Here is a 17763-nt window from a genome sequence, read left to right on the forward strand (position 1 = left end):
TACCAGCGTTGCTGAACCGATGACCCGTGACTGGGGACCGTTACGGTCTGCTTGTGGGGTCCCATGCCCTCACGCAAGTGAAGCCAGGCAGCGGATGGGGGCGCACGCTGGATCCAGCGCGCCGCGTGTCGAGGCCACCACGGGATGAGCAAGGTCCGCTTCTGGAGCCGTGGCCCTTCCTGCTGTTCCACGTGGAACGTCCGCGCCTGAGCCCCGCGATGGATGCGCAGGAGCGAGGACGAAGTGCAGCTCACTCAGCCATCGATGGTGCATCCACGAACGATGGCCACGGTCCCGCGGAGGATGACCGCCGACAAGCATGTTCAAGCGGAGGCCATCGGTGCCGCCGCGAACCGAGGTGGATCCGCTTCAAGACTCGCGGCCCCTGTTCCACGTGGAACACCCAGCGCAGTGGAGGCTGAAGCGAGAGAGGGGCGCAGGGCGAACGGCCCTATCCGTGATGTCCCCGCCCGCGATGCGCGGCTCGTGTTGGCGCGGGTCGTTCGATGGGAACGCCGCACAATGGAGTCCGGCTTCGCGGTGGTCCCGACGCGTGTCCTGACAGCGTCATCCAGCGCCCCCAACTGCCGCTGGTTGGAGCGGCGCCATCGAACCGAACCGCGTGCACGGGATTCGCGGCGCGGCGTTGGTTCGATGGATCCATGAAAGGAAAGCCGCACAGGCCGCGCGGAGCACCCGATGGACAAGGGAGCCCCGGTCCGGGCGCACGGTGTTCCACTTGGAACACGGCCGGCCTCCTGCCCGGGATCCGGTGCATCGATGTGCCGCTTCAACTCGCGAGGAAGGAGCGGACCGGACGCTTCATGTGCCGCCAGTGATGCCTGCCGTGGAGCACTTGATGGAGCGCGAGGGGTGGGGCCAGGAGGGCGCGGCCTCGCGCATGTTCCACGTGGAACACGGCCCAAGAGAGGGCCCTCCTGGTTGCTTGGACTCCGGCCATCAACGCAGCGGTTGCCGTGCTGGAGGCACGGCTCGGATGTGGCGGACAGGCCGCATGAACGGAGGCACATCACGGCGCATGCCTCGTGAGCGGTGGCCTCCAGTCGTCGGATCCATGGGGCACCTTCAGCACTTCTGGGCGGCCGCGGATGCGGAACGAAGCACCCTGAAGGAAGCACCTGTCTGGCGCCTCGCCCTTCAACCTCGACGCTGAATCACGCGTCGCTGAAGGGGTTCGGTTCGTTTCCAAGCCAGGGTGTCTTGGGGGCGTGTTCCACGTGGAACGTCAGCCGTGGATGCATGCGTGGCCCGCTGTCGCGGATGGATGCGCTGAACCGTTCCCGCGCATCGGCTGTCGTCATGTCCGCGCGAGGTGATCACTCAAGGAACGCCAGCACGTGTTCCACGTGGAACAGGGGAAGCCCCATGGCGGCACCGCTCCACGCCGACCCCCTTACGGGATGCGCTGAACGCTCCGAAGTGCCGCGAAGGGGTGTCCACGCAGTTCATGACGTGCATGCCCTGTGAGCGGCGAACTCGAAGCCGCGGAAGGGACGCCGCGTTGCTGATGGGTGCCTCCGCATGACGGTGTTCCACGTGGAACGTCCGCCATCCCCATCCGGTGAATCGAGCGACCACTGGAGCGCGTGCGCACGCGCGTCGACTGAGGTCCCCGCGTGCCACGAAAGTCGTTCACGTCGTCTGCAGCTGTCCGGCATGGCCCCGAACCTACGGCCGCGAATCCGGCGCCATGCCGCCAGTGGGGTGCCTTCGCATCACGGTGTTCCACGTGGAACGTCCGCCATCCCCATCCGGTCATCCGCCGAATCGAGCGACCACTGGACCGCATGCGCACGCGCGCGTCGACTGAGGTCCCCTCGTGCCACGACAGACATTCACGCCGCCTGCGGCTGTCCGGCATGGCCCCGAACCTACGGCCGCGAATCCGGCGCCATGCCGCCAGAGGGGTGCCTCCGCATGACGGTGTTCCACGTGGAACATCTGGCATCCCTGCGCGGCCTGTTCGCGGCGCTCAATGATGACGCTCCGCTTGGCGGATGCGTGAGCCCGGTTCCCACGGCCTGCGTTGAGGTTCGAGTCTCCCGTGCCGGGTCCTCGCTGAAGCACGCATCTCCGATACGGGACCTGGGCCGCGCATCCGGTGGCTTTGGCCAACACGCGTGGCTGTTCCACGTGGAACAGGGGCCTCGCGAAGACCTCATGCGGTTTCGCGAACCCTGTGCGGCATGCGGTCGCGGAGGAAGTCCAACGGCCGCTTCGTTCGCGGCGGATGCGAGGCCACGAGCACTTGGGCGAACAGGACTGAGTTGGGCGCGTGAGCCCATGGAGTCAAAGCGGGGGGCCGAAAGGCCGCCATCGAGGTCTCGCGATCCCGCGCGATGTTGATGCGTGCCGGAAGTGGAGTCGACGCGGGCATCCGTCATGGCGACAAGGGCGCTCCGCGCGGAGGCAGCACGTGGGGTCATGAATCGCGTGGTGGGCGCGGTGCGACCGATGCGGAGGCGGAAGCCGTCATGCCGTGAGGCGTTCGCGCGTGCTGCGATGCAGGCACTCACGGTGGCGTTGCGGCGGAGTTCGTCGGCTGAAGCCGTGAGGCGTTCGCGCGCGGTGCGGTGCGAGCACTCAAGGCGGGTACCGCGGCGGAGGTGGTGCCGTGAAGCCGCGAGGCGTTCGAATGCGGTGCGAGCACTCAAGGCGGGTGCCGCGGCGGAGGTGGTGCCGTGAAGCCGCGAGGCGTTCGAGTGCGGTGCGAGCACTCAAGGCGGGTGCCGCGGCGGAGGTGGTGCCGTGAAGCCGCGAGGCGTTCGAGTGCGGTGCGAGCACTCAAGGCGGGTGCCGCGGCGGAGGTGGTGCCGTGAAGCCGCGAGGCGTTCGAGTGCGGTGCGAGCACTCAAGGCGGGTGCCGCGGCGGAGGTGGTGCCGTGAAGCCGCGAGGCGTTCGAATGCGGTGCGAGCACTCAAGGCGGGTGCCGCGGCGGAGGTGGTGCCGTGAAGCCGCGAGGCATTCGCACGTGCTGCGGCGCGGGTACTCGAGGTCGCTCTGCGGCGGAGGTCGTCGTCGGTGCAGTGAAGGCGTCAGGCGTTCGTTCGCGGTGCGGTGCAGGCACTCAAGCCATCTCTGGGACAGAGGTCGTCGGTGGTGTCGCGTGGCCCGAGGCATCCGTGCGTGCCCGGGGAGGGGGCAGCACGAGGACTCAAGGCAGCGTTGTGACCGAGGTTGTCGGTGCCGTAGCGAAGCCGCGAGTCGCCCGGTCGTGCTGCGGTGCGAGCACTCAAGGCGGCACTGTGGCGGAGGTCGTCAGTGGGGCCGTGATGTGCCGGGAAGCGTTCACGTGGAGGGGGCACGGGGCACGAGGACTCAATGCAGCGTTGCGACCGGAGTTGTCGGTGGTGCCTCGAAGCCGCGAGTCGCCCGGTCGTGCTGCGGTGCGAGCACTCAAGGCGGCACTGTGGCGGAGGTCGTCAGTGGGACCGTGATGCCGGGAAGCGTTCACGTGGAGGGGGCATGGGGACTCAATGCAGTGTTGCGACCGGAGTCGTCGGTGGTGTCTCGAAGCCAAGAAGCGTCCGTGCGTGCTGCGATGCGAGCCACTCAGAGCGGCGCTGAGGCGAAGGTCGTCGGTGATGCCGTGATGCCGGGAAGCGTTCACGTGGAGGGGGCACGGAGACTCAATGCAGCGTTGCGACCGAGGTCGTCGGTGATGCCTCGAAGTCTTCACGGGGAGGAGGCACCGGGAGGACTCAATGCCGCGCTTCGGTAGAGGTTGTCGGTGGTGTGGTGGAGTCGCGAGGCGTTCCTGCGTGCCGCGATGCGGGCACTCACGGTGGCTTCGCGGCGGATGCTGTCGGAGCGCGGTGGAGCCGCGCGGCGTTTGGTCGTGCCGCGATGCGGGGACTCACGGCATCGCGGCGACCGAGGTCATCTCTGGTGCCGAGCCTCCATGAGGCGCCCGTACATGCCGGGGGCGGCACGAGGTCTCAAGGTGGCGTTGCGGCCGAGGTTGTCGCCGGTGCCGTGAAACCGAATGGTGTTCGCATGAAGGGGCCGGCACGAGGACTCAAGGTCGCGCTCCGGCAGAAGTCGCCACTGGTGCCGCGAAACCGCATGGTGTTCGCGTGGAGGGGACAGCGCGGGACTCAAGGCCGCGCTTCGTCGGAGGTCGTCGTCGGTTTCGCGAATCCGCGCGGCGTTCATGCGTGCCGTGGAATGGAGGACCCAGGCGCGGACGTGCATGGCGGCAGGAACTCTCCGCAACGGCGCCGCGAGGTCGCGCGGCGCTCACGCAATGGCGAATCCTCACGGCGATGCGGCAGCAGAGGTCATCGGGCGTTCACCCACGCCATCGGCTGGATGTCGTGGCGCGGGCAAGCACACCGGAACGACGGCCATCCCGAAGTGCCACGAAGCCGCGCGGCGTTCACATCCGTCGACGGTGGATCCATACCCGCTGCGTTCCACGTGAAACGCCGGACCCGCGAGGCCGCACGCGCCTTCCCGTCGCGGACCCCTCGAAAAAACCAACCCACCGGAACGCGCGCCCACAAGCAGCCAGGCAGGCTCATCCGGCGCCCGTTCATCACGAATTCCCACCCCTCTAGAGCTTCCACGGCCCCCCGAGCGAGGGGCCGGGCAGGGTCGCCGCCGCCCACATGGATGGGAAATTGATCCGTCCTCGAACCCCGTGCTAGCTGCCTGATCAGCACTAAGCCGTGCTTCTCGAGCACGAATGAGTGTGGGCTCCGGCCCAGCCGGAGCGAGAGAGGATGGGCCACGTGGGTCGTATCATCTGCATCTCCAACCAGAAGGGCGGGGTGGGTAAGACCACCACCGCCATCAACCTCGCCGCGAGTCTCGCGTCCGCGGAGCGCCGCACCCTGCTGGTGGACATGGACCCTCAGGGCAACGCAGGCAGCGGCCTGGGCCTCAAGCGCGACGCCCTCCACGGCACCGTCTACGACGCACTCCTCGGCGGTCGCCCCGCCTCCGAGCTCATCCACCCCACCGAGCTGCGCTTCCTCCAGGTCATCCCCGCCACGCCCGACCTCACCGGCGCGGAAGTCGAACTGGTCGGCCTGGAGCGCCGCGAGTTCCGCCTGCGCGAAGCCCTGCTGCCGCTCAAGGACAAGTACGACTACATCATCATCGACTGTCCGCCCTCGCTCGGCCTGCTCACGCTCAACGCGCTCGTCACCGCGGACTCCGTCCTCATCCCGCTCCAGTGCGAGTACTACGCGCTGGAGGGCCTGTCGCAGCTCACGCACACCATCGACCTGGTCAAGCAGGGGCTCAACCCGTCGCTGAAGATGGAGGGCATCCTGCTCACCATGTTCGATGCGCGGGCCAACATCGCCCACCAGGTCGTCGACGAGGTGCGCGGCTACTTCAAGGACCAGGTGTTCCAGGCCGTCGTGCCGCGCAACGTGCGCCTGTCCGAGTGCCCGTCCTTCGGCAAGCCCATCATCCTCTACGACATCAAGTCGAAGGGCTGCGAGAGCTACCTGGCGCTCGGCCGCGAGCTGATGCGCCGGGACAGCCCCAAGCCGTCCAAGCGCCGGGTCGCCTGACCGGTCGCTTCATTCGAAGCGAATGGTGGGACCGGGTGCCCGGTTCGCCGTGAAGCACCTCAAGGCCCATGCGCGCCGGCCCCACGCCGGCGCGGGAGTTTCCGACCGCCGTGCAGAAGAACGCTGACACCCAGAAGCGCGCCCTGGGCCGGGGCCTCTCCGCCCTCATCCCGCAGGCCGCCCCCGCCGCCCCGGCGCCCACGGCTCCCTCGAAGGCCGGCGTGCTCAAGCTGGCCATCGAGTCCATCCACCGCGACTCGCTCCAGCCCCGCCGCCACTTCGACGAGTCCAAGCTCCACGAGCTCACCGAGTCCATCAAGGCGCAGGGCCTGCTCCAGCCCATCCTCGTGCGCAAGGACGGGGACGGGTACAAGATCATCGCCGGCGAGCGCCGCTGGCGCGCGTCCCAGGCCGCCGGCCTCAAGGAGATCCCGGCCATCGTCCGCGAGGTCACGGAGGCCCAGTCCTTCGAGCTCGCCCTGGTGGAGAACCTCCAGCGCGCGGACCTCAACCCCATTGAAGAGGCGGACGGCTACAAGCGCCTCGTCGAGGAGTTCAAGCTCACGCAGGAGCAGGTGGCCCAGCGCGTGGGCAAGGAGCGCTCCACCGTCGCCAACGCGCTGCGCCTGCTGGCCCTGCCCCCGGATGTGAAGGACATGGTGGCGGACGGCTCCCTCAGCATGGGCCACGCGCGTGCGCTGCTGGGCGTGCCCCGGCTGCCGGAGCTGCAGAACCTGGCCCGGCAGGTGACGGAGAAGAAGCTGTCCGTGCGCGACACGGAGCGGCTGGTCCAGCAGGGCCGGTCCACGAAGAAGGATGCCGGGAAACCGGCCCCCAAGGTGAGCCCCCAGGTGAAGGCGCTGACCGAGGAACTGCAACGTCGGTTGGGGACAAAGGTACGGCTGTCGGAGAAAAGCCCGGGAAAAGGCACCCTGGAAGTGGACTTCTTCTCCTACGATGACCTGGATCGGCTGTTGAAGCTTCTGAGGAAGGAGTAGGGCGTGGCGCTCCTTGGCGGGAAGAAAGACGAAGCACCCAGCAAGCCCTTGTTCAAACGGGAGGAGGATTTCGTGTCGACGCGTCCGGGTGAGGTTCACACGCTTCTGGGCAAGGGAAGCGAGTTCGAGGGGAAGCTCACCTTCGAAGGTCAGGTTCGAATCGACGGCAAGTTCAACGGGCAGATTGTCACCAAGGACGTGCTCGTCATTGGCGACGGCGCCCGCGTGCAGGCGGAGATCCAGGCCGGCACCGTCATCATCAATGGCACGGTGGAAGGCAACGTGCGCGCCACGCAGCTCATCGAGCTGAAGCAGCCGGGCCGCGTGAAGGGCAACCTGGAGACGCCGTCGCTCTCCATGGACCGCGGCGTCATCTTCGAGGGCTCCCTCAAGATGGAGAACCTGGGCGGCAACAAGGGTGGCAACCCGCCGCCGCCCGGAGAGAAGAAGTAGGTGCGTGTCCGCGCGTCCAGCGTGCGGAGGGCCGCGGGGCTGGTCTCGCTCGCGCTCTTCGTGGGCTGCCGGGGCTGCCAGGAGGAGACTCCCTCCACTGGCGGCCTGACGGAGGACGCGGGGCTGCGCTCGGGTGTGAAGGTGCCGCTGCCGCCGGGCTGGTCCGCGCAGGTGGCCACCGACGGCAGCTTCCAGGCGGGCCCTCCTGGCCGCCCGGCGCTGCGCGTGGACTTGAAGCCGGGGCAGGGCGAGCAGATGCCCTCCTCGGAGAAGCTGGCGGACACCGTCCGTCAGCAGATGAAGCACTTCACGCTGTCGCTGGACCAGGAGGAGGACACCACCTCCTTCTCCCTGCTGCGCGTGACCATGGCCCCGTCCCTCGCGGATGGAGGCCTGGGCCCGGAGGCCCCCGCGTTCTTCGGCGCCCGGCGCGTGGGGGACGACCTGTTCCTCTGCGCCAGCCTGCCCGGCGCCTCCGTCGAGGACGTGCGCCTGGCCACCGAGGCTTGCCGGACCATCCAGGTCCAGGCCGCGCCCCGGTGAAGTGAAGCCCGCACGCGGGGTGGCCCCCCTCCGGGGATCCGCGATGACGCCGCGATTGTTCGGGAACGTCCTGCGCGGCCCGCGTGTCCCCATTACGTGAGACGGGTGATGGTTTCCGGCGACTGCCACGGGGAGGGGATGGACTTCGGGACCAACCCGAGGTGCAATTCCGTCCACGCGGCGTCACCGCGGGTCTCCGGGACTTCCCGAAACCCTTCCGACTTCCTAACCTTAGCCTCCCGACCTGTGTCGAGCGCCCGCCCGTCCCGGGTCTTCACGCTGTGCCCCTCGTAAGGAGTCCGCGCATGACGCTCACCGAGATGCTTCCCCTCCCCCTGGCCGTCGTGGAGATCGGCTCCCTGGGCGAGCAGCTTGCAGCGGCGGGAGGCCTGGTCATCACCGCGGCGGCGGCGCTCTGGGCCGCGTGGACCCGCCCGACGCAGCAGCCGGCCCCGGTGCCGGTGCCCGCGCGTCGCGGTCCTCCGCGCCGCCGCTAGCCGTCCCCGGCGGTCCCTGCTGATTCGGGTCCCGGCCCGGCGCGTCTGGACGATGCGCCGGGCGGCCCCCCTCCGAGCGGGTCTCCCGCTCAGCGCTTCATCGCCAGCGACAGCGCGAAGTCTCCGTCCGCGTCCGTCCACCACGCGGCCAGGTCGAGGCCCGCGTCGCTGAGCTCCGACTGCACCTGCTCGCGACAGAACTTACAGCTCACCTCCGTGCGCAGACATTCGCCCTGCGCGAATTCCACGCGCCGGCCCAGGTCCTCCAGCCACACGGACTGGGGCTTGCGCGAGATGAGCCGCATTTCGATCCACTTGTTCGTCTCATCGAACGGGGCCAGGTGTTCGAAGGCCTCCGGGTCGAAGTCCGCCTTCAGCTCGCGGTTGAGCACGCGCAGCACGTTGCGGTTGAAGTCCGCCGTCACGCCCGCGCTGTCGTTGTAGGCGGCGAAGAGGCGCTCGCGGTCCTTGATGAGGTCCGTGCCCAGGAGCAGTCCGTCCCCTGGCCGGAGCCCGGAGGACAGCTCGCGCAGGAACAGCGCGCGCTCGCGGGGCTTGAGGTTCCCGATGGTGCCGCCCAGGAAGGCGATGAGCCGGCGGCCGCCGCCCGGGATGCGGCCCAGGTGCTGCTCGAAGTCCCCCACCACCGCGTGCACGGTGATGCGCGGGTACTCGCGCGCCAGCCCCTCCGCCGCCTTGCGCAGGAAGGCCTCGCTCACGTCGAAGGGCACGAAGCGCTTGAGCTGCCCGGCGGCGTCCATCGCGTCGAGCAAGAGGCGGGTCTTCTCGCTGGTGCCGCTGCCCAGCTCCACCAGCGTGTCCGCGCCGCTCAGGTTCGCGATGTCGTCCGCGTGGGCGTGGAGGATCTCCCGCTCGCGGCGCGTCGGGTAGTACTCCGGCAGGCGGGTGATGTCGTCGAAGAGCTGGCTGCCGCGCTCGTCGTAGAGCCACTTGGGCGAGAGCTCCTTGGGGCCGTGGCAGAGCCCTTCGAGCACCTCGGCGCGCAGCGCGCGCTGCGCATCCCCGGGCTTCACGTACACGTCCACCTTCACGCCCGTCGCCGCGGTGTCCACGCCCCCTGCCTCACCCTGCTCCGTCCTCATCCTCATGCGTTCCTCACCTCACGTCCCGTGCACAGCGAAAGCCGGCGAAGATCTGCCGCCGGATGGGGAAGTCCCAGTTGCGGAAGCTGTTGCGCACCGCGACCGGCGCGCTCGCCCAGGCGCCGCCTCGCAGCACCTTCGACGTGGCGCCGAAGAAGACCTCCGAGTACTCGCGGTAGGGAAAGGCCCGGAAGCCCGCGTACGGCTGGAAGTCGCTGGCGGTCCATTCCCAGACGTCCCCCACGAGCCCCCAGACCCCGTCCGCGCCGCGGCCCGCCGGGTGGCTGCCCACCGGTGACGGTCCCCAGCGCGTCCCGCCCAGGTTGGCGTGCGCGTCCGTGGGCTCGGCGTCGCCCCAGGGGTACTCGCGCGCCACGCCGTCGCTGCCCTGCGCGGCCTTCTCCCACTCGGCCTCGGTGGGCAGGCGCTTTCCGGCCCAGCGCGCGTACGCGTCCGCTTCGTACCAGGACACGTGCTGCACGGGCTCATCCCTGGGCAGCCGCTCCACCGTGCCGAAGCGGCGGCGCAGCCACACGTGCGAACCCTGCGGCATCCAGAACAGGGGATGCTTCAAGCCCTCCGCCTGGAGCCACGCGAAGCCCTTGGGGTCCCACCAGCGCGCGTCCTCGTAGCCGCCGGACTCCACGAACACGAGGTAGTCCCCGGTGGTGACGGGATGCGCGTCCAGCAGGAAGGGCGCCACGTCCACGGCGTGCCGGGGCTGCTCGTTGTCGTAGGCCCACGCGGAGGTGCTGCCCAGGTGCACCGGGCCGCCGGGGATGAAGACCTCGGATTGGGGCACCGCGCCGGGCCGGGGGCGCGGCGCCTCCACCGGGTGGTACTCCACGTGCGTCATCAGCTGCAGCGTGGCGGCCAGCGTCTCCGCGTGCTGCTGCGCGTGCTGCGCCACCATGCCGAAGACGCAGCCCCCGGTGAGCAGCGGATCCGCGCTCGCGTCTGGCAGCGTCTCCAGGTGCGCGCGCACCGCCTCGCGCACGCGGGTGGCGTAGGCCCAGGCGGCCTCGGGCTCCAGCAGCGGCAGCGCGGAGCGGGTGTTCCGGGGGTGGCGGAAGGCGTCGTAGATGGCGTCGAACGCGGGGTCCGTGAAGGCCGGAGCCCCCAGCGCGCGCAGCAGCCACTGCTCCTCGTAGTTGGCCACGTGGGCCACGTCCCAGACCAGCGGGGACATCAGCGGCGAGTGCTGCCGCATCAGCTCCGCCTCTGGAAGCGGCGCCAGCATGGCCTGGATGCGCTCACGCCCCGCTTCCAGCTCCCGCCACGCGCGCGCCTTCCACCGCGTGTCGTCCCTCGAGGGGGTGCTTCCTTGTTCCCTGCTCCTCAGCGACATGGTCGGCCCAAGGTAGGAAGGGGCTCCGGGCCCCGCTAACCCCCCGGGCCCCTCTGGTAAGGGACTCCCGTGAGGGAACGCACGTTTGCGGGCCTGCCTGCCCTTCGTCATGCCGCGCAGTCCTAACCGGAGGCTCCCGCGCTGTCGGGTGATTCTGGACCGAAAGGTTCGTTTTTTCCCAAAATATTGGGACGAAATACGGTCTTTCGGCTCAGGGAGGTGGGGGCGGGCGGCGCGCGCGGAGCCGATCCATCAGGAGGAGCAGGTCGAAGCGGGCGGGCAGGTGCCACCGGCGCCACATGGCCCCCAGGCGCAGGGCGCTGGCCGCGCAGATGGAGAGGGTCTCCGCCAGGGGCGCGGGCAGCGCCAGGGCCACGGCGAGCGCGACGTACAGGAGGCCGCAGAACAGGGCCACGGAGGTGTACAGCTCCCCGGGAGAGACGAGCGCGGTGCGCTCCCCCAGGAGCACGTCGCGGATGACGCCTCCGCCCACGGACGTGACGATTCCCAGGAACACCGCGGACGGCAGGGGCAGCTGGAACGCGAGCGCCTTCTCCAGCCCCAGCACCACCCAGAGCCCCAGCAGGAGCGCGTCCACCACGTCGAGCGCCCGGTACAGCCGGGACAGCCACGGCACGAAGAGCACGGCGAGCACCGCGCACGCCACCACCGCCAGCAGGTAGCGCGAGGAGCGCAGGGCCGCGGGCTGCTGCGCGAGCAGCACGTCGCGCACCATGCCGCCGCCCACGCTGGTGCAGGTGGACACCGCCAGCACCCCCATCACGTCCGCCCCTCTCCGGAGCGCGTGCAGGGCCCCCGACAGGGCGCCCAGCCCCACCGCGCCCAGCTCCAGGTAGACGGGCAGCATCAGCATGGGCCCAACCTCCCAGAGCGGATGTCCTCGCCCCAAGGGGGCCACCCCGCGGGGCTGGCCATCTGTCCACAAGTAGTCGGGTTATTCTGGGAAGGCGTGTCCGAGTGGGGGAGGGGGTCTCTATGCTGCGGGCATGTTCCAGCCCGCGCCGCGCAAGCCCGTGCTCGTGGTGGAGGACGACGATGATGCTCGTGCCGCCATCGCCGAAATCCTGGAGGGGGAAGGCTATGAGGTGGCCGTCGCCGCCAATGGCCGTGAGGCCCTGAACGAACTCCAACACCTGCCGCCGCCGAGCCTCATCCTGCTGGACCTGAGGATGCCGGTGATGGACGGCCCTGAGTTCCTGCGCCACCTGCGCGCGGACTGGCCGCGGTTGAGGGCCGTGCCGGTGCTGCTGCTCAGCGGCGTGGGCGCGGAGATGCTGCCGGACACGGGCGGGCTGCTGCGCAAGCCCATCGTCCCCGACGAGCTGGTGGCCACCGTGGGCCGGCTGGCCGGCCGGGACGCCTGAGGCGGGCGGCCGCGCGAGAGGGCCAGGGCTTCAACCCACGCGCGTCACCGCGAGCAGCGTGAGCGTGCTGGCGCGAGGGTCGCGCTCGTAGAGCAGCTCCAGGCCGTGGCCCTCCACGCGGTAGCGCGCGGGCCCCGCCACCGAGTCCTGGTTCTTCGACCGCTCCGCCAGGCGCGCCAGGGCCTGCTGCAGGGCCTCGAACGCCTCCGCGGACATGCGCCCCACCTCCCGCCACGCGGGCGGCGCGTAGTGGACGCGGTACGGGAGGATCAGGCGGTTTCGGGCGGAAGACTGGGGCACGGGTTCGGTTCCTTGGCGGAAGACGGCCCTTGCGAACCCCATGCCTGCCTGTGCTCCCGGGAATTCCAGGCACTTTCGCGCCTGACGGCCCTGACGGCCTGAAGAAGTTACGGATCCGCCGGAATCGTGGGGGAAGAAATGACGGGCCACCTGACACTTCGGGGAGGGAGGTGGAGGGGGGCCTGGCCGCCTGCCCGGGCGTCGGTGTGGCGGGCCACCGGTGCGGGGTGGCTGCCCCCTTCCGCGCGGGGTGCGCAGCGTTGAGCAGTGGACGGGCCCGCTTCCGGTGCCCGCCGCCCTCAACTCAAGGAGGCACACCCATGGCACGGCGGATTCTCACCCCCTGGTCGCTGACGAACGGGCTGCTGTTCGGCGTGGCCGCGGGGGTGATGCTGGCGCTGGCGGAGACGGCCCTGGCGGTGGCGGCGGGGGAGTCTCCCTTCGTCCCGGTGCGGATGACGGCGGCGGTGGTGCTGGGGACGCCCGCCTTCACGCCGCAGGTGTCCACGGCGGCGGCGGTGGCGGTGGGGCTGCTGGTGCACCTGGTCATCGCGGCGGGCTGGGGGGTGGTGTACTCGCTGCTGGACGCGATGTTGCCGGTGGATGGGCGGGGCCGGTGGGAGTTCCAGGCGGCCGTGGGGATGCTCTTCGGCATCTTCGTGTGGCTGGTGGACTTCCAGCTCCTGGCGCGCGGCTACTTCCCGTGGTTCCTGGGCGTTCCGCAGTTCCTCCAGATTGTGTGGCACGCGGTGTTCATGGGGCTGCCCATGGCGATGCTGTTCACGATGGCGGAGCGCCGGCGCGCGCCCGTGCCGGAGCCCTCGCCGTGAGGGGGGCGGCCGGGGTGCGCGGGGGAGGGAAAAAACGCCAGAGGTAAGGTGACATGACCCGACCTTCAGGGTTATGCCGTGCGGCCGAGGCCATGGAGGCGCTTCCTCGCGGGGACTGGCAAGGGCATGGACACTGAACTGGCGGGCATCCTCGGCGCGGCGGCGCGCACGGTGCGGGTGCGGATGGGCCTGACCCAGGCGGACGTGGCGGATCGCATCGGCATGGCGTCGGAGGTGTATGGCCGGCTGGAGCGGGGCCACATGCTGCCGAGCGTGCAGAACCTGCGTCGGCTGTGCGTCGTCCTGAACATCCCGCCGCACGACCTGCTGGGGTTGGGCGAGGCGTTCGCGGCCCCTCCGCCGAAGGAGAAGCCCCGGGCGCGGAGTGACGAGGACGTGCCGGAGATGCGGCGGCTCTTGCGCAACCTGCGGCGGCTGACGCCGGTTCAGCTGAAGCTGATGAACCTGGTGGCGTCCGCGATGCAGCAGCAGAAGAAGAAGCCCTGAGGGTGTGAGGCGTTAGACTGGTGGCACCATGGTGGAAGAACTGGTGCGCAGGCTGGACCTCAAGCCCCATCCGGAGGGCGGGTATTTCCGGGAGACCTACCGTGCGGCGTTCCAGGTGCAGACGCTGCGGGGGCGCAGGTCCGCGGGGACGGCCATCTACTACCTGCTGACGCGGGGTGAGTTCTCCGCCTGGCACCGGGTGGTGGGCGCGGACGAGCTGTGGCTGTTCCACGATGGCGAGCCCCTGGCGCTGCACCTGATGCACGAGGACGGCCGGCTGGAGACGGCGGTGCTGGGCCGGGACGTGACGAAGGGGGAGCAGCCGCAGGTGCTGGTGCCGGCGGGAGTGCTCCAGGCGGCGGAGCCGCTGGGCGCGTACACGCTGGTGGGCTGCACGGTGTCGCCGGGGTTCGACTTCGCGGACTTCGAGTTGCCGGAGGCGGAGGTGATGGTGGCCCGCCACCCCGCGCACGAAGCGCTGCTGCGGAGGCTGGCGAAGCCCGGGCCGCGCTGAGGGGTCAGGTGCCCCAGGGGCGCAGGGGCGTGAGCAGGCCCGCGTCCTGGAGGCGCCGCTGGACGTCCGCGGCCAGCGCGACGTGGGCCGGGTTGGAGGCGGTGAACCGCTCCTGCGTGAGGGTGATGAGCGTGCCCCGGTCCGGGAGGCGCTCCACCTGGACGGGGGCTGGGAGCGGGGGGACGGGGCCGCGGAAGTCGGCGAAGTACATGACCCAGCCGACCGTCCAGGAGACAGACGGAGTTCATGTGCGTCGCGGCGCTGCCGCAGTGACCGTGGACCTTCGAGGTCTCCTCCTCAGTGAGGCCCGCCCAGAGCCAGAAGCGCGACATGTCCATGAATCGGCTGGCCTTGCCCCCCAGGAGCTTCGAAAGCGTGGCCGCGTCTGGCTGCACCCGCAGCTTCCGCGCTTGCTCGAACGTCGCGGCTGTCTGGTGCCAATGCCTCCACGTAGGCTCCAACGGACCCAACTGGCGGAGGAACGACTCCAGACGATGGGCGCAGGCCTCGACAGGTTCCGGTCGAGCCAACCAGTAGCAGCCTGAGTAATACGTCTCCTTCATGGTCGCGGCATTCCTCGCCTGGCAGCATGCGACCCGCTCCCAATCCCTGACAACCACCCCCAAAACACAACGGGGCGGAAGGCCCGTGAGGACCTCCCGCCCCGAAGGGTCCGGCTTCAATCGCTGTCGGCTAGTGGTTCTTCACCGTGAAGTTGAAGCTCTGGATGACGAAGTTGTCCACCGCGTCCGTCATCCACACGTCCACCGTGTGCGTGCCATCCAGCAGCTCGCGGGTGTCCAGCTCCGCGGTCCAGGTGCCGTTCGGCTGGAGCGTGCCGGCGCGGATGCCCGACCCGTCCCGAGTGAAGGCCACGTTCTTGATGGCGCTCAGCGCGTCCGTCACCCGGGCGGACAGCGTAATCACCCCGCTGGCCGTGCTGCCCGGGGCCGGCGTGAGGAGCGTCGCCGTCGGCGCCTGGGTGTCATAGCGCACGGTGCGCGTGGTGCGGACGTTGCGGCCCGCCTCGTTCGTCACGTCGATGGTGAACGTGTTCACCCCCGACGCCAGCGTCACCGACGTCTGGATTTCACCGCCGCCGCGCGGCAGCTGGAACGTCTGGCTGCCCAGCTTCACCGTCGTGCCAGACATGGACGACACGCGAATCACATACGGCAGCGTGTGGTTCGCGCGCGGCCCGAAGGTGGCGCCGTCCGCCGGGTCCGTCGTCACCGTGGGCGTGCCGGCGTCCACGAACACGTGCACCACGGCCTCCGTCACGTTGCCCGCCGAGTCCGTGGCGCGCACCAGGATGCCCTGATGGCCGAAGTTGGGCAGGCTCACCGGGTGCGTCACCGAACCGGTGCCGAACTCCAGCAGCGTGCTGTTCACCCACTGCGTCTCCACGCGCGTTGGGGTCTGCTCGTCAATCAGGCTCGTCACGTCCACGATGGCCGTGCCCACCACCTGGCCCTCCACCGGCGACTGGATGGTGATGACCGGCGGGATGCGGTCCACCGTCAGGTTGATCTGCTTCGTCGTGATGCCGCCCAGGTTGTCGCGCCCCGTGAGCTGGATGATGTTCGGCCCCTCCACCAGCTCCACCGGCGTGTACACCAGACCGCCGCTGGCCTCGGGGTTCACCACCACCGGCGTGCCGCCGTTCACGATGAACGCCGCGTAGGTGATGACCGCGCCGTTGGTCGCGGGCTTCACGAAGCCCCACACCGACAGCGTCGTCTCGCGGAGGAACGCGGGCTGGTTGCCCATGATGACCTCCGGCGGGGTGTACGGATAGGCATTGATGACCAGCGTCTGGGACGCCGTGCTGCCCAGCAGGTTCGGCTTGGCCGGCTGCAGCGTCACGCCCGAGTACACCGCGCGGTAGTCCTGCGCGCCCGTGGCGGACCACGTGTCCGTCGCCAGGCTCCACGGCAGGGAGAACACGCCGTCGCCGTCCGCGTCGTCATCCGCGCCAATCGCCACGCCCGCCACGAAGAACGTCACGACGCCCTTCAGCGGCCCCGTCACGATGACGTTGGACGCGTCCCGCACCCGGGCCGACAGCAGCGTCGCCTGCCCGATGGTCACCTGCGCGTTCGCCGCGGGCGTCAGGATGGCCGTCGTCGTCGCCACGCCCGTCACCGGCGGCGGCGGCGGCGTGTACGTCCGCACGCGGGCGGAGGCCGACACGCCCACCGCGCCACCCGAGGCCGCCTTCACGGTCACCTCCGACAGCAGCGACGGCAGCAGGTTCGCCGGAGCGCGCACCGTGAGCGTCACCGTGGACTCCGCGCCGGAGGCCAGGAACACCGTGGGCCGGCTCAGCGTGGCCGTCCAGCCCGGCAGGCCGCCCGCGGCGCTCAGCGTGTACGTGTCCGCCTGGTAGCCGTGGTTCTTCACCTTGAACGTGTAGGTCGTCTCCTGGATGGCCGGGTCGTAGATGGGGAACATCTTCGTGTCCTCGCCCACCACGGACACCTCCACGCTGAAGTCGCCGAAGCACGCCAGACCCAGCGACGCGAACGTCGTCGGGATGTCCGGCGACGCCGTGCCCGAACCCCAGCTGCCGTCCGCGGCCTGCCGCGACTTCAGCCACTCAATCGCGTTGAACAGGCGCGCGTTGCTGGCCGGCTCCAGGCCCGCCAGGCACATCGCGTACACGCCGATGCCGGTCGCGAAGTCATTGGACGCCTCCGACGGCAGGTTGCCCCAGCCCTTGCCGCTCACCGCCGGCATCGCCACCATCTGGTTCGCCAGCGTCTGGATGGCGGTGGTGTTCACCCCGTTGGTGCCCGGGCCCGCGGCCTTCAGGCCCACGATGGCCCACGACTTCTGGAACGTGTACGGCATGCCGTCGCCCGTGCCGGACGTGTCGTTGTTGTTCAGGTTCGCGCGCAGGTACGCCGCCGCCTTGTCGATGGCCGTCTGGTACGCCGCCGCCTTCGCCGGGTCCACGCGCTGCTTCGCCTGCGCCAGCGTCACGATGAAGCGCGCGGTGAGCGGCACGCTGCCGTGGTCCACCGGGAAGTTGATGTGGTCCTCCGGCCACCGGCCGCTGGCCTGCTGGATGCCCAGCGCCCAGTTGGCCGCCATCACCAGCGCGCTGCTGTACTGCGTGGACACGTACTGGTCGAAGCCCGCCAGGCCGAAGGACGCCCAGCTCGTCTTCTCATTCGGGTACGCGGAGCCCTCGTGCAGCCAGTTGCCCGCGGGCTTCTGGTCCGTCTTGATGCGCTCGGCCAGGAAGTCCAGGTTGCCCTGGATGGTGCGGCCGTTGCTGGTGGCCTGGGCCATGTTGTAGCCGTTGGCCTTGGCGCTCGACAGACCGAACACCGCCGCGCCCTGACGGTGACACGCGATACAATTCTGTGACGTGGTCCAGTTGGCCACGTCCGAGCTCAGGAATTGGATGGCCTTCTGCGTGGCCTCCGTGTTGGTGGCCGCCGCCGCCGGGAGGGCAAAGGCAGACAGCAACACCGCCGCGAACGCAGCGAGGCACGCCGCCCAACGGGGCGACGAACGGTAGACAACAGGTGACATGAGGGGTCCAGGGGCCTACGGGTGGGCACGTCCCAGAGCGCGGGAGGCCCGTCCCAGCGCACACCCCGGCCCGTCCACCCGCGCTCGACTCGCGCGCCCCGGTGGTCCGATACCTGCGTCTGACTGGGAAGATGCACCCCGCGAAAGGTGTGCGGGGCAAGAATACTCAAGCTTGGCTGTATTTGTCCAGGGAGG

At 69.8% G+C, this 17763-nt stretch carries 15 protein-coding genes and 1 pseudogene; 9 read left to right on the forward strand and 7 right to left on the reverse strand.

Annotated elements, in window-relative coordinates; translation table 11 throughout:
* The first annotated feature begins 4755 nt into the window (after positions 1-4755).
* The 5 genes from FOF48_RS30920 (at position 4756) to FOF48_RS30940 (ending at position 8038) form a co-directional block, all read left to right on the forward strand.
* Positions 4756-5547: a ParA family protein gene (locus FOF48_RS30920; RefSeq protein ID WP_143907567.1), complete on the forward strand. Its 792-nt coding sequence runs from the start codon at positions 4756-4758 to the stop codon at positions 5545-5547.
* 68 nt (positions 5548-5615) lie between these two features.
* Positions 5616-6545: a ParB/RepB/Spo0J family partition protein gene (locus FOF48_RS30925; RefSeq protein ID WP_186002142.1), complete on the forward strand. Its 930-nt coding sequence runs from the start codon at positions 5616-5618 to the stop codon at positions 6543-6545.
* Positions 6546-6548: 3 nt separating this feature from the next.
* Complete coding sequence (gene bacM, locus FOF48_RS30930; protein ID WP_143907571.1) at positions 6549-6998, forward strand: bactofilin BacM; 450 nt, start codon at positions 6549-6551, stop codon at positions 6996-6998.
* Positions 6999-7541, forward strand: a complete 543-nt coding sequence (locus tag FOF48_RS30935) for a hypothetical protein (protein WP_255442867.1) — start codon at positions 6999-7001, stop codon at positions 7539-7541.
* Positions 7542-7846: 305 nt separating this feature from the next.
* A complete protein-coding gene (locus tag FOF48_RS30940; RefSeq protein WP_143907573.1) occupies positions 7847-8038 on the forward strand; it encodes a hypothetical protein in 192 nt (63 codons plus the stop codon).
* A gap of 89 nt (positions 8039-8127) precedes the next feature.
* On the opposite strand, the gene egtD is transcribed toward FOF48_RS30940, so the two are convergent.
* The 3 genes from egtD to FOF48_RS30955 form a co-directional block, all read right to left on the reverse strand.
* Positions 8128-9147, reverse strand: a complete 1020-nt coding sequence (egtD, locus tag FOF48_RS30945) for an L-histidine N(alpha)-methyltransferase (protein ID WP_143907575.1) — start codon at positions 9145-9147, stop codon at positions 8128-8130.
* A gap of 7 nt (positions 9148-9154) precedes the next feature.
* Positions 9155-10489, reverse strand: coding sequence for an ergothioneine biosynthesis protein EgtB (gene egtB, locus FOF48_RS30950; RefSeq protein WP_143907577.1), 1335 nt, complete (start codon positions 10487-10489; stop codon positions 9155-9157).
* Between the two features lie 211 nt (positions 10490-10700).
* Positions 10701-11363, reverse strand: coding sequence for a trimeric intracellular cation channel family protein (locus FOF48_RS30955; RefSeq protein ID WP_143907579.1), 663 nt, complete (start codon positions 11361-11363; stop codon positions 10701-10703).
* Positions 11364-11496: 133 nt separating this feature from the next.
* Here FOF48_RS30955 and FOF48_RS30960 point away from each other — a divergent pair, with 133 nt between their 5' ends.
* The gene (locus FOF48_RS30960) at positions 11497-11874 is read left to right on the forward strand and encodes a response regulator (protein ID WP_143907581.1); all 378 of its coding nucleotides are present in this window, start codon (positions 11497-11499) and stop codon (positions 11872-11874) included.
* A gap of 30 nt (positions 11875-11904) precedes the next feature.
* On the opposite strand, the gene FOF48_RS30965 is transcribed toward FOF48_RS30960, so the two are convergent.
* Positions 11905-12174: a hypothetical protein gene (locus FOF48_RS30965; RefSeq protein ID WP_143907583.1), complete on the reverse strand. Its 270-nt coding sequence runs from the start codon at positions 12172-12174 to the stop codon at positions 11905-11907.
* 320 nt (positions 12175-12494) lie between these two features.
* On the opposite strand from FOF48_RS30965, the gene FOF48_RS36620 reads away from it, so the two are divergent.
* The 3 genes from FOF48_RS36620 to FOF48_RS30980 all read left to right on the forward strand — a co-directional run bounded on the left by FOF48_RS36620 (position 12495) and on the right by FOF48_RS30980 (position 14025).
* Positions 12495-13004, forward strand: coding sequence for a hypothetical protein (locus FOF48_RS36620; protein WP_186002143.1), 510 nt, complete (start codon positions 12495-12497; stop codon positions 13002-13004).
* Positions 13005-13130: 126 nt separating this feature from the next.
* Entirely contained in the window at positions 13131-13511 is a 381-nt protein-coding gene (locus FOF48_RS30975) for a helix-turn-helix domain-containing protein (RefSeq protein WP_143907585.1), read from the forward strand.
* Positions 13512-13539: 28 nt separating this feature from the next.
* Entirely contained in the window at positions 13540-14025 is a 486-nt protein-coding gene (locus FOF48_RS30980; protein ID WP_143907587.1) for a cupin domain-containing protein, read from the forward strand.
* Between the two features lie 4 nt (positions 14026-14029).
* Here FOF48_RS30980 and FOF48_RS37340 read toward each other — a convergent pair whose 3' ends face one another.
* The 3 genes and pseudogenes from FOF48_RS37340 to FOF48_RS30990 all read right to left on the reverse strand — a co-directional run bounded on the left by FOF48_RS37340 (position 14030) and on the right by FOF48_RS30990 (position 17568).
* Complete coding sequence (locus FOF48_RS37340) at positions 14030-14236, reverse strand: Imm52 family immunity protein (RefSeq protein ID WP_255442869.1); 207 nt, start codon at positions 14234-14236, stop codon at positions 14030-14032.
* Positions 14237-14303: 67 nt separating this feature from the next.
* Positions 14304-14588, reverse strand: a pseudogene (locus FOF48_RS37795) (Imm52 family immunity protein); the annotation flags it as partial.
* Positions 14589-14718: 130 nt separating this feature from the next.
* Positions 14719-17568: an Ig-like domain-containing protein gene (locus FOF48_RS30990; RefSeq protein WP_143907589.1), complete on the reverse strand. Its 2850-nt coding sequence runs from the start codon at positions 17566-17568 to the stop codon at positions 14719-14721.
* Positions 17569-17763 lie beyond the last annotated feature (195 nt).

This window comes from Corallococcus sp. Z5C101001 (assembly GCF_007352635.1).
Classification (GTDB): domain Bacteria; phylum Myxococcota; class Myxococcia; order Myxococcales; family Myxococcaceae; genus Corallococcus; species Corallococcus silvisoli.

Coding starts and splice junctions, on each gene's coding strand:
- FOF48_RS30980 (WP_143907587.1), top strand. CDS start 13,540: ATGGTGGAAGAACTGGTGCGCAGGCTGGACCTCAAGCCCCATCCGGAG.
- egtD (WP_143907575.1), bottom strand. CDS start 9,147: ATGAGGATGAGGACGGAGCAGGGTGAGGCAGGGGGCGTGGACACCGCG.
- egtB (WP_143907577.1), bottom strand. CDS start 10,489: ATGTCGCTGAGGAGCAGGGAACAAGGAAGCACCCCCTCGAGGGACGAC.
- FOF48_RS37340 (WP_255442869.1), bottom strand. CDS start 14,236: ATGTACTTCGCCGACTTCCGCGGCCCCGTCCCCCCGCTCCCAGCCCCC.
- FOF48_RS30925 (WP_186002142.1), top strand. CDS start 5,616: ATGCGCGCCGGCCCCACGCCGGCGCGGGAGTTTCCGACCGCCGTGCAG.
- FOF48_RS30975 (WP_143907585.1), top strand. CDS start 13,131: ATGGACACTGAACTGGCGGGCATCCTCGGCGCGGCGGCGCGCACGGTG.
- FOF48_RS30960 (WP_143907581.1), top strand. CDS start 11,497: ATGTTCCAGCCCGCGCCGCGCAAGCCCGTGCTCGTGGTGGAGGACGAC.
- FOF48_RS30940 (WP_143907573.1), top strand. CDS start 7,847: ATGACGCTCACCGAGATGCTTCCCCTCCCCCTGGCCGTCGTGGAGATC.
- FOF48_RS36620 (WP_186002143.1), top strand. CDS start 12,495: ATGGCACGGCGGATTCTCACCCCCTGGTCGCTGACGAACGGGCTGCTG.
- FOF48_RS30955 (WP_143907579.1), bottom strand. CDS start 11,363: ATGCTGATGCTGCCCGTCTACCTGGAGCTGGGCGCGGTGGGGCTGGGC.
- FOF48_RS30990 (WP_143907589.1), bottom strand. CDS start 17,568: ATGTCACCTGTTGTCTACCGTTCGTCGCCCCGTTGGGCGGCGTGCCTC.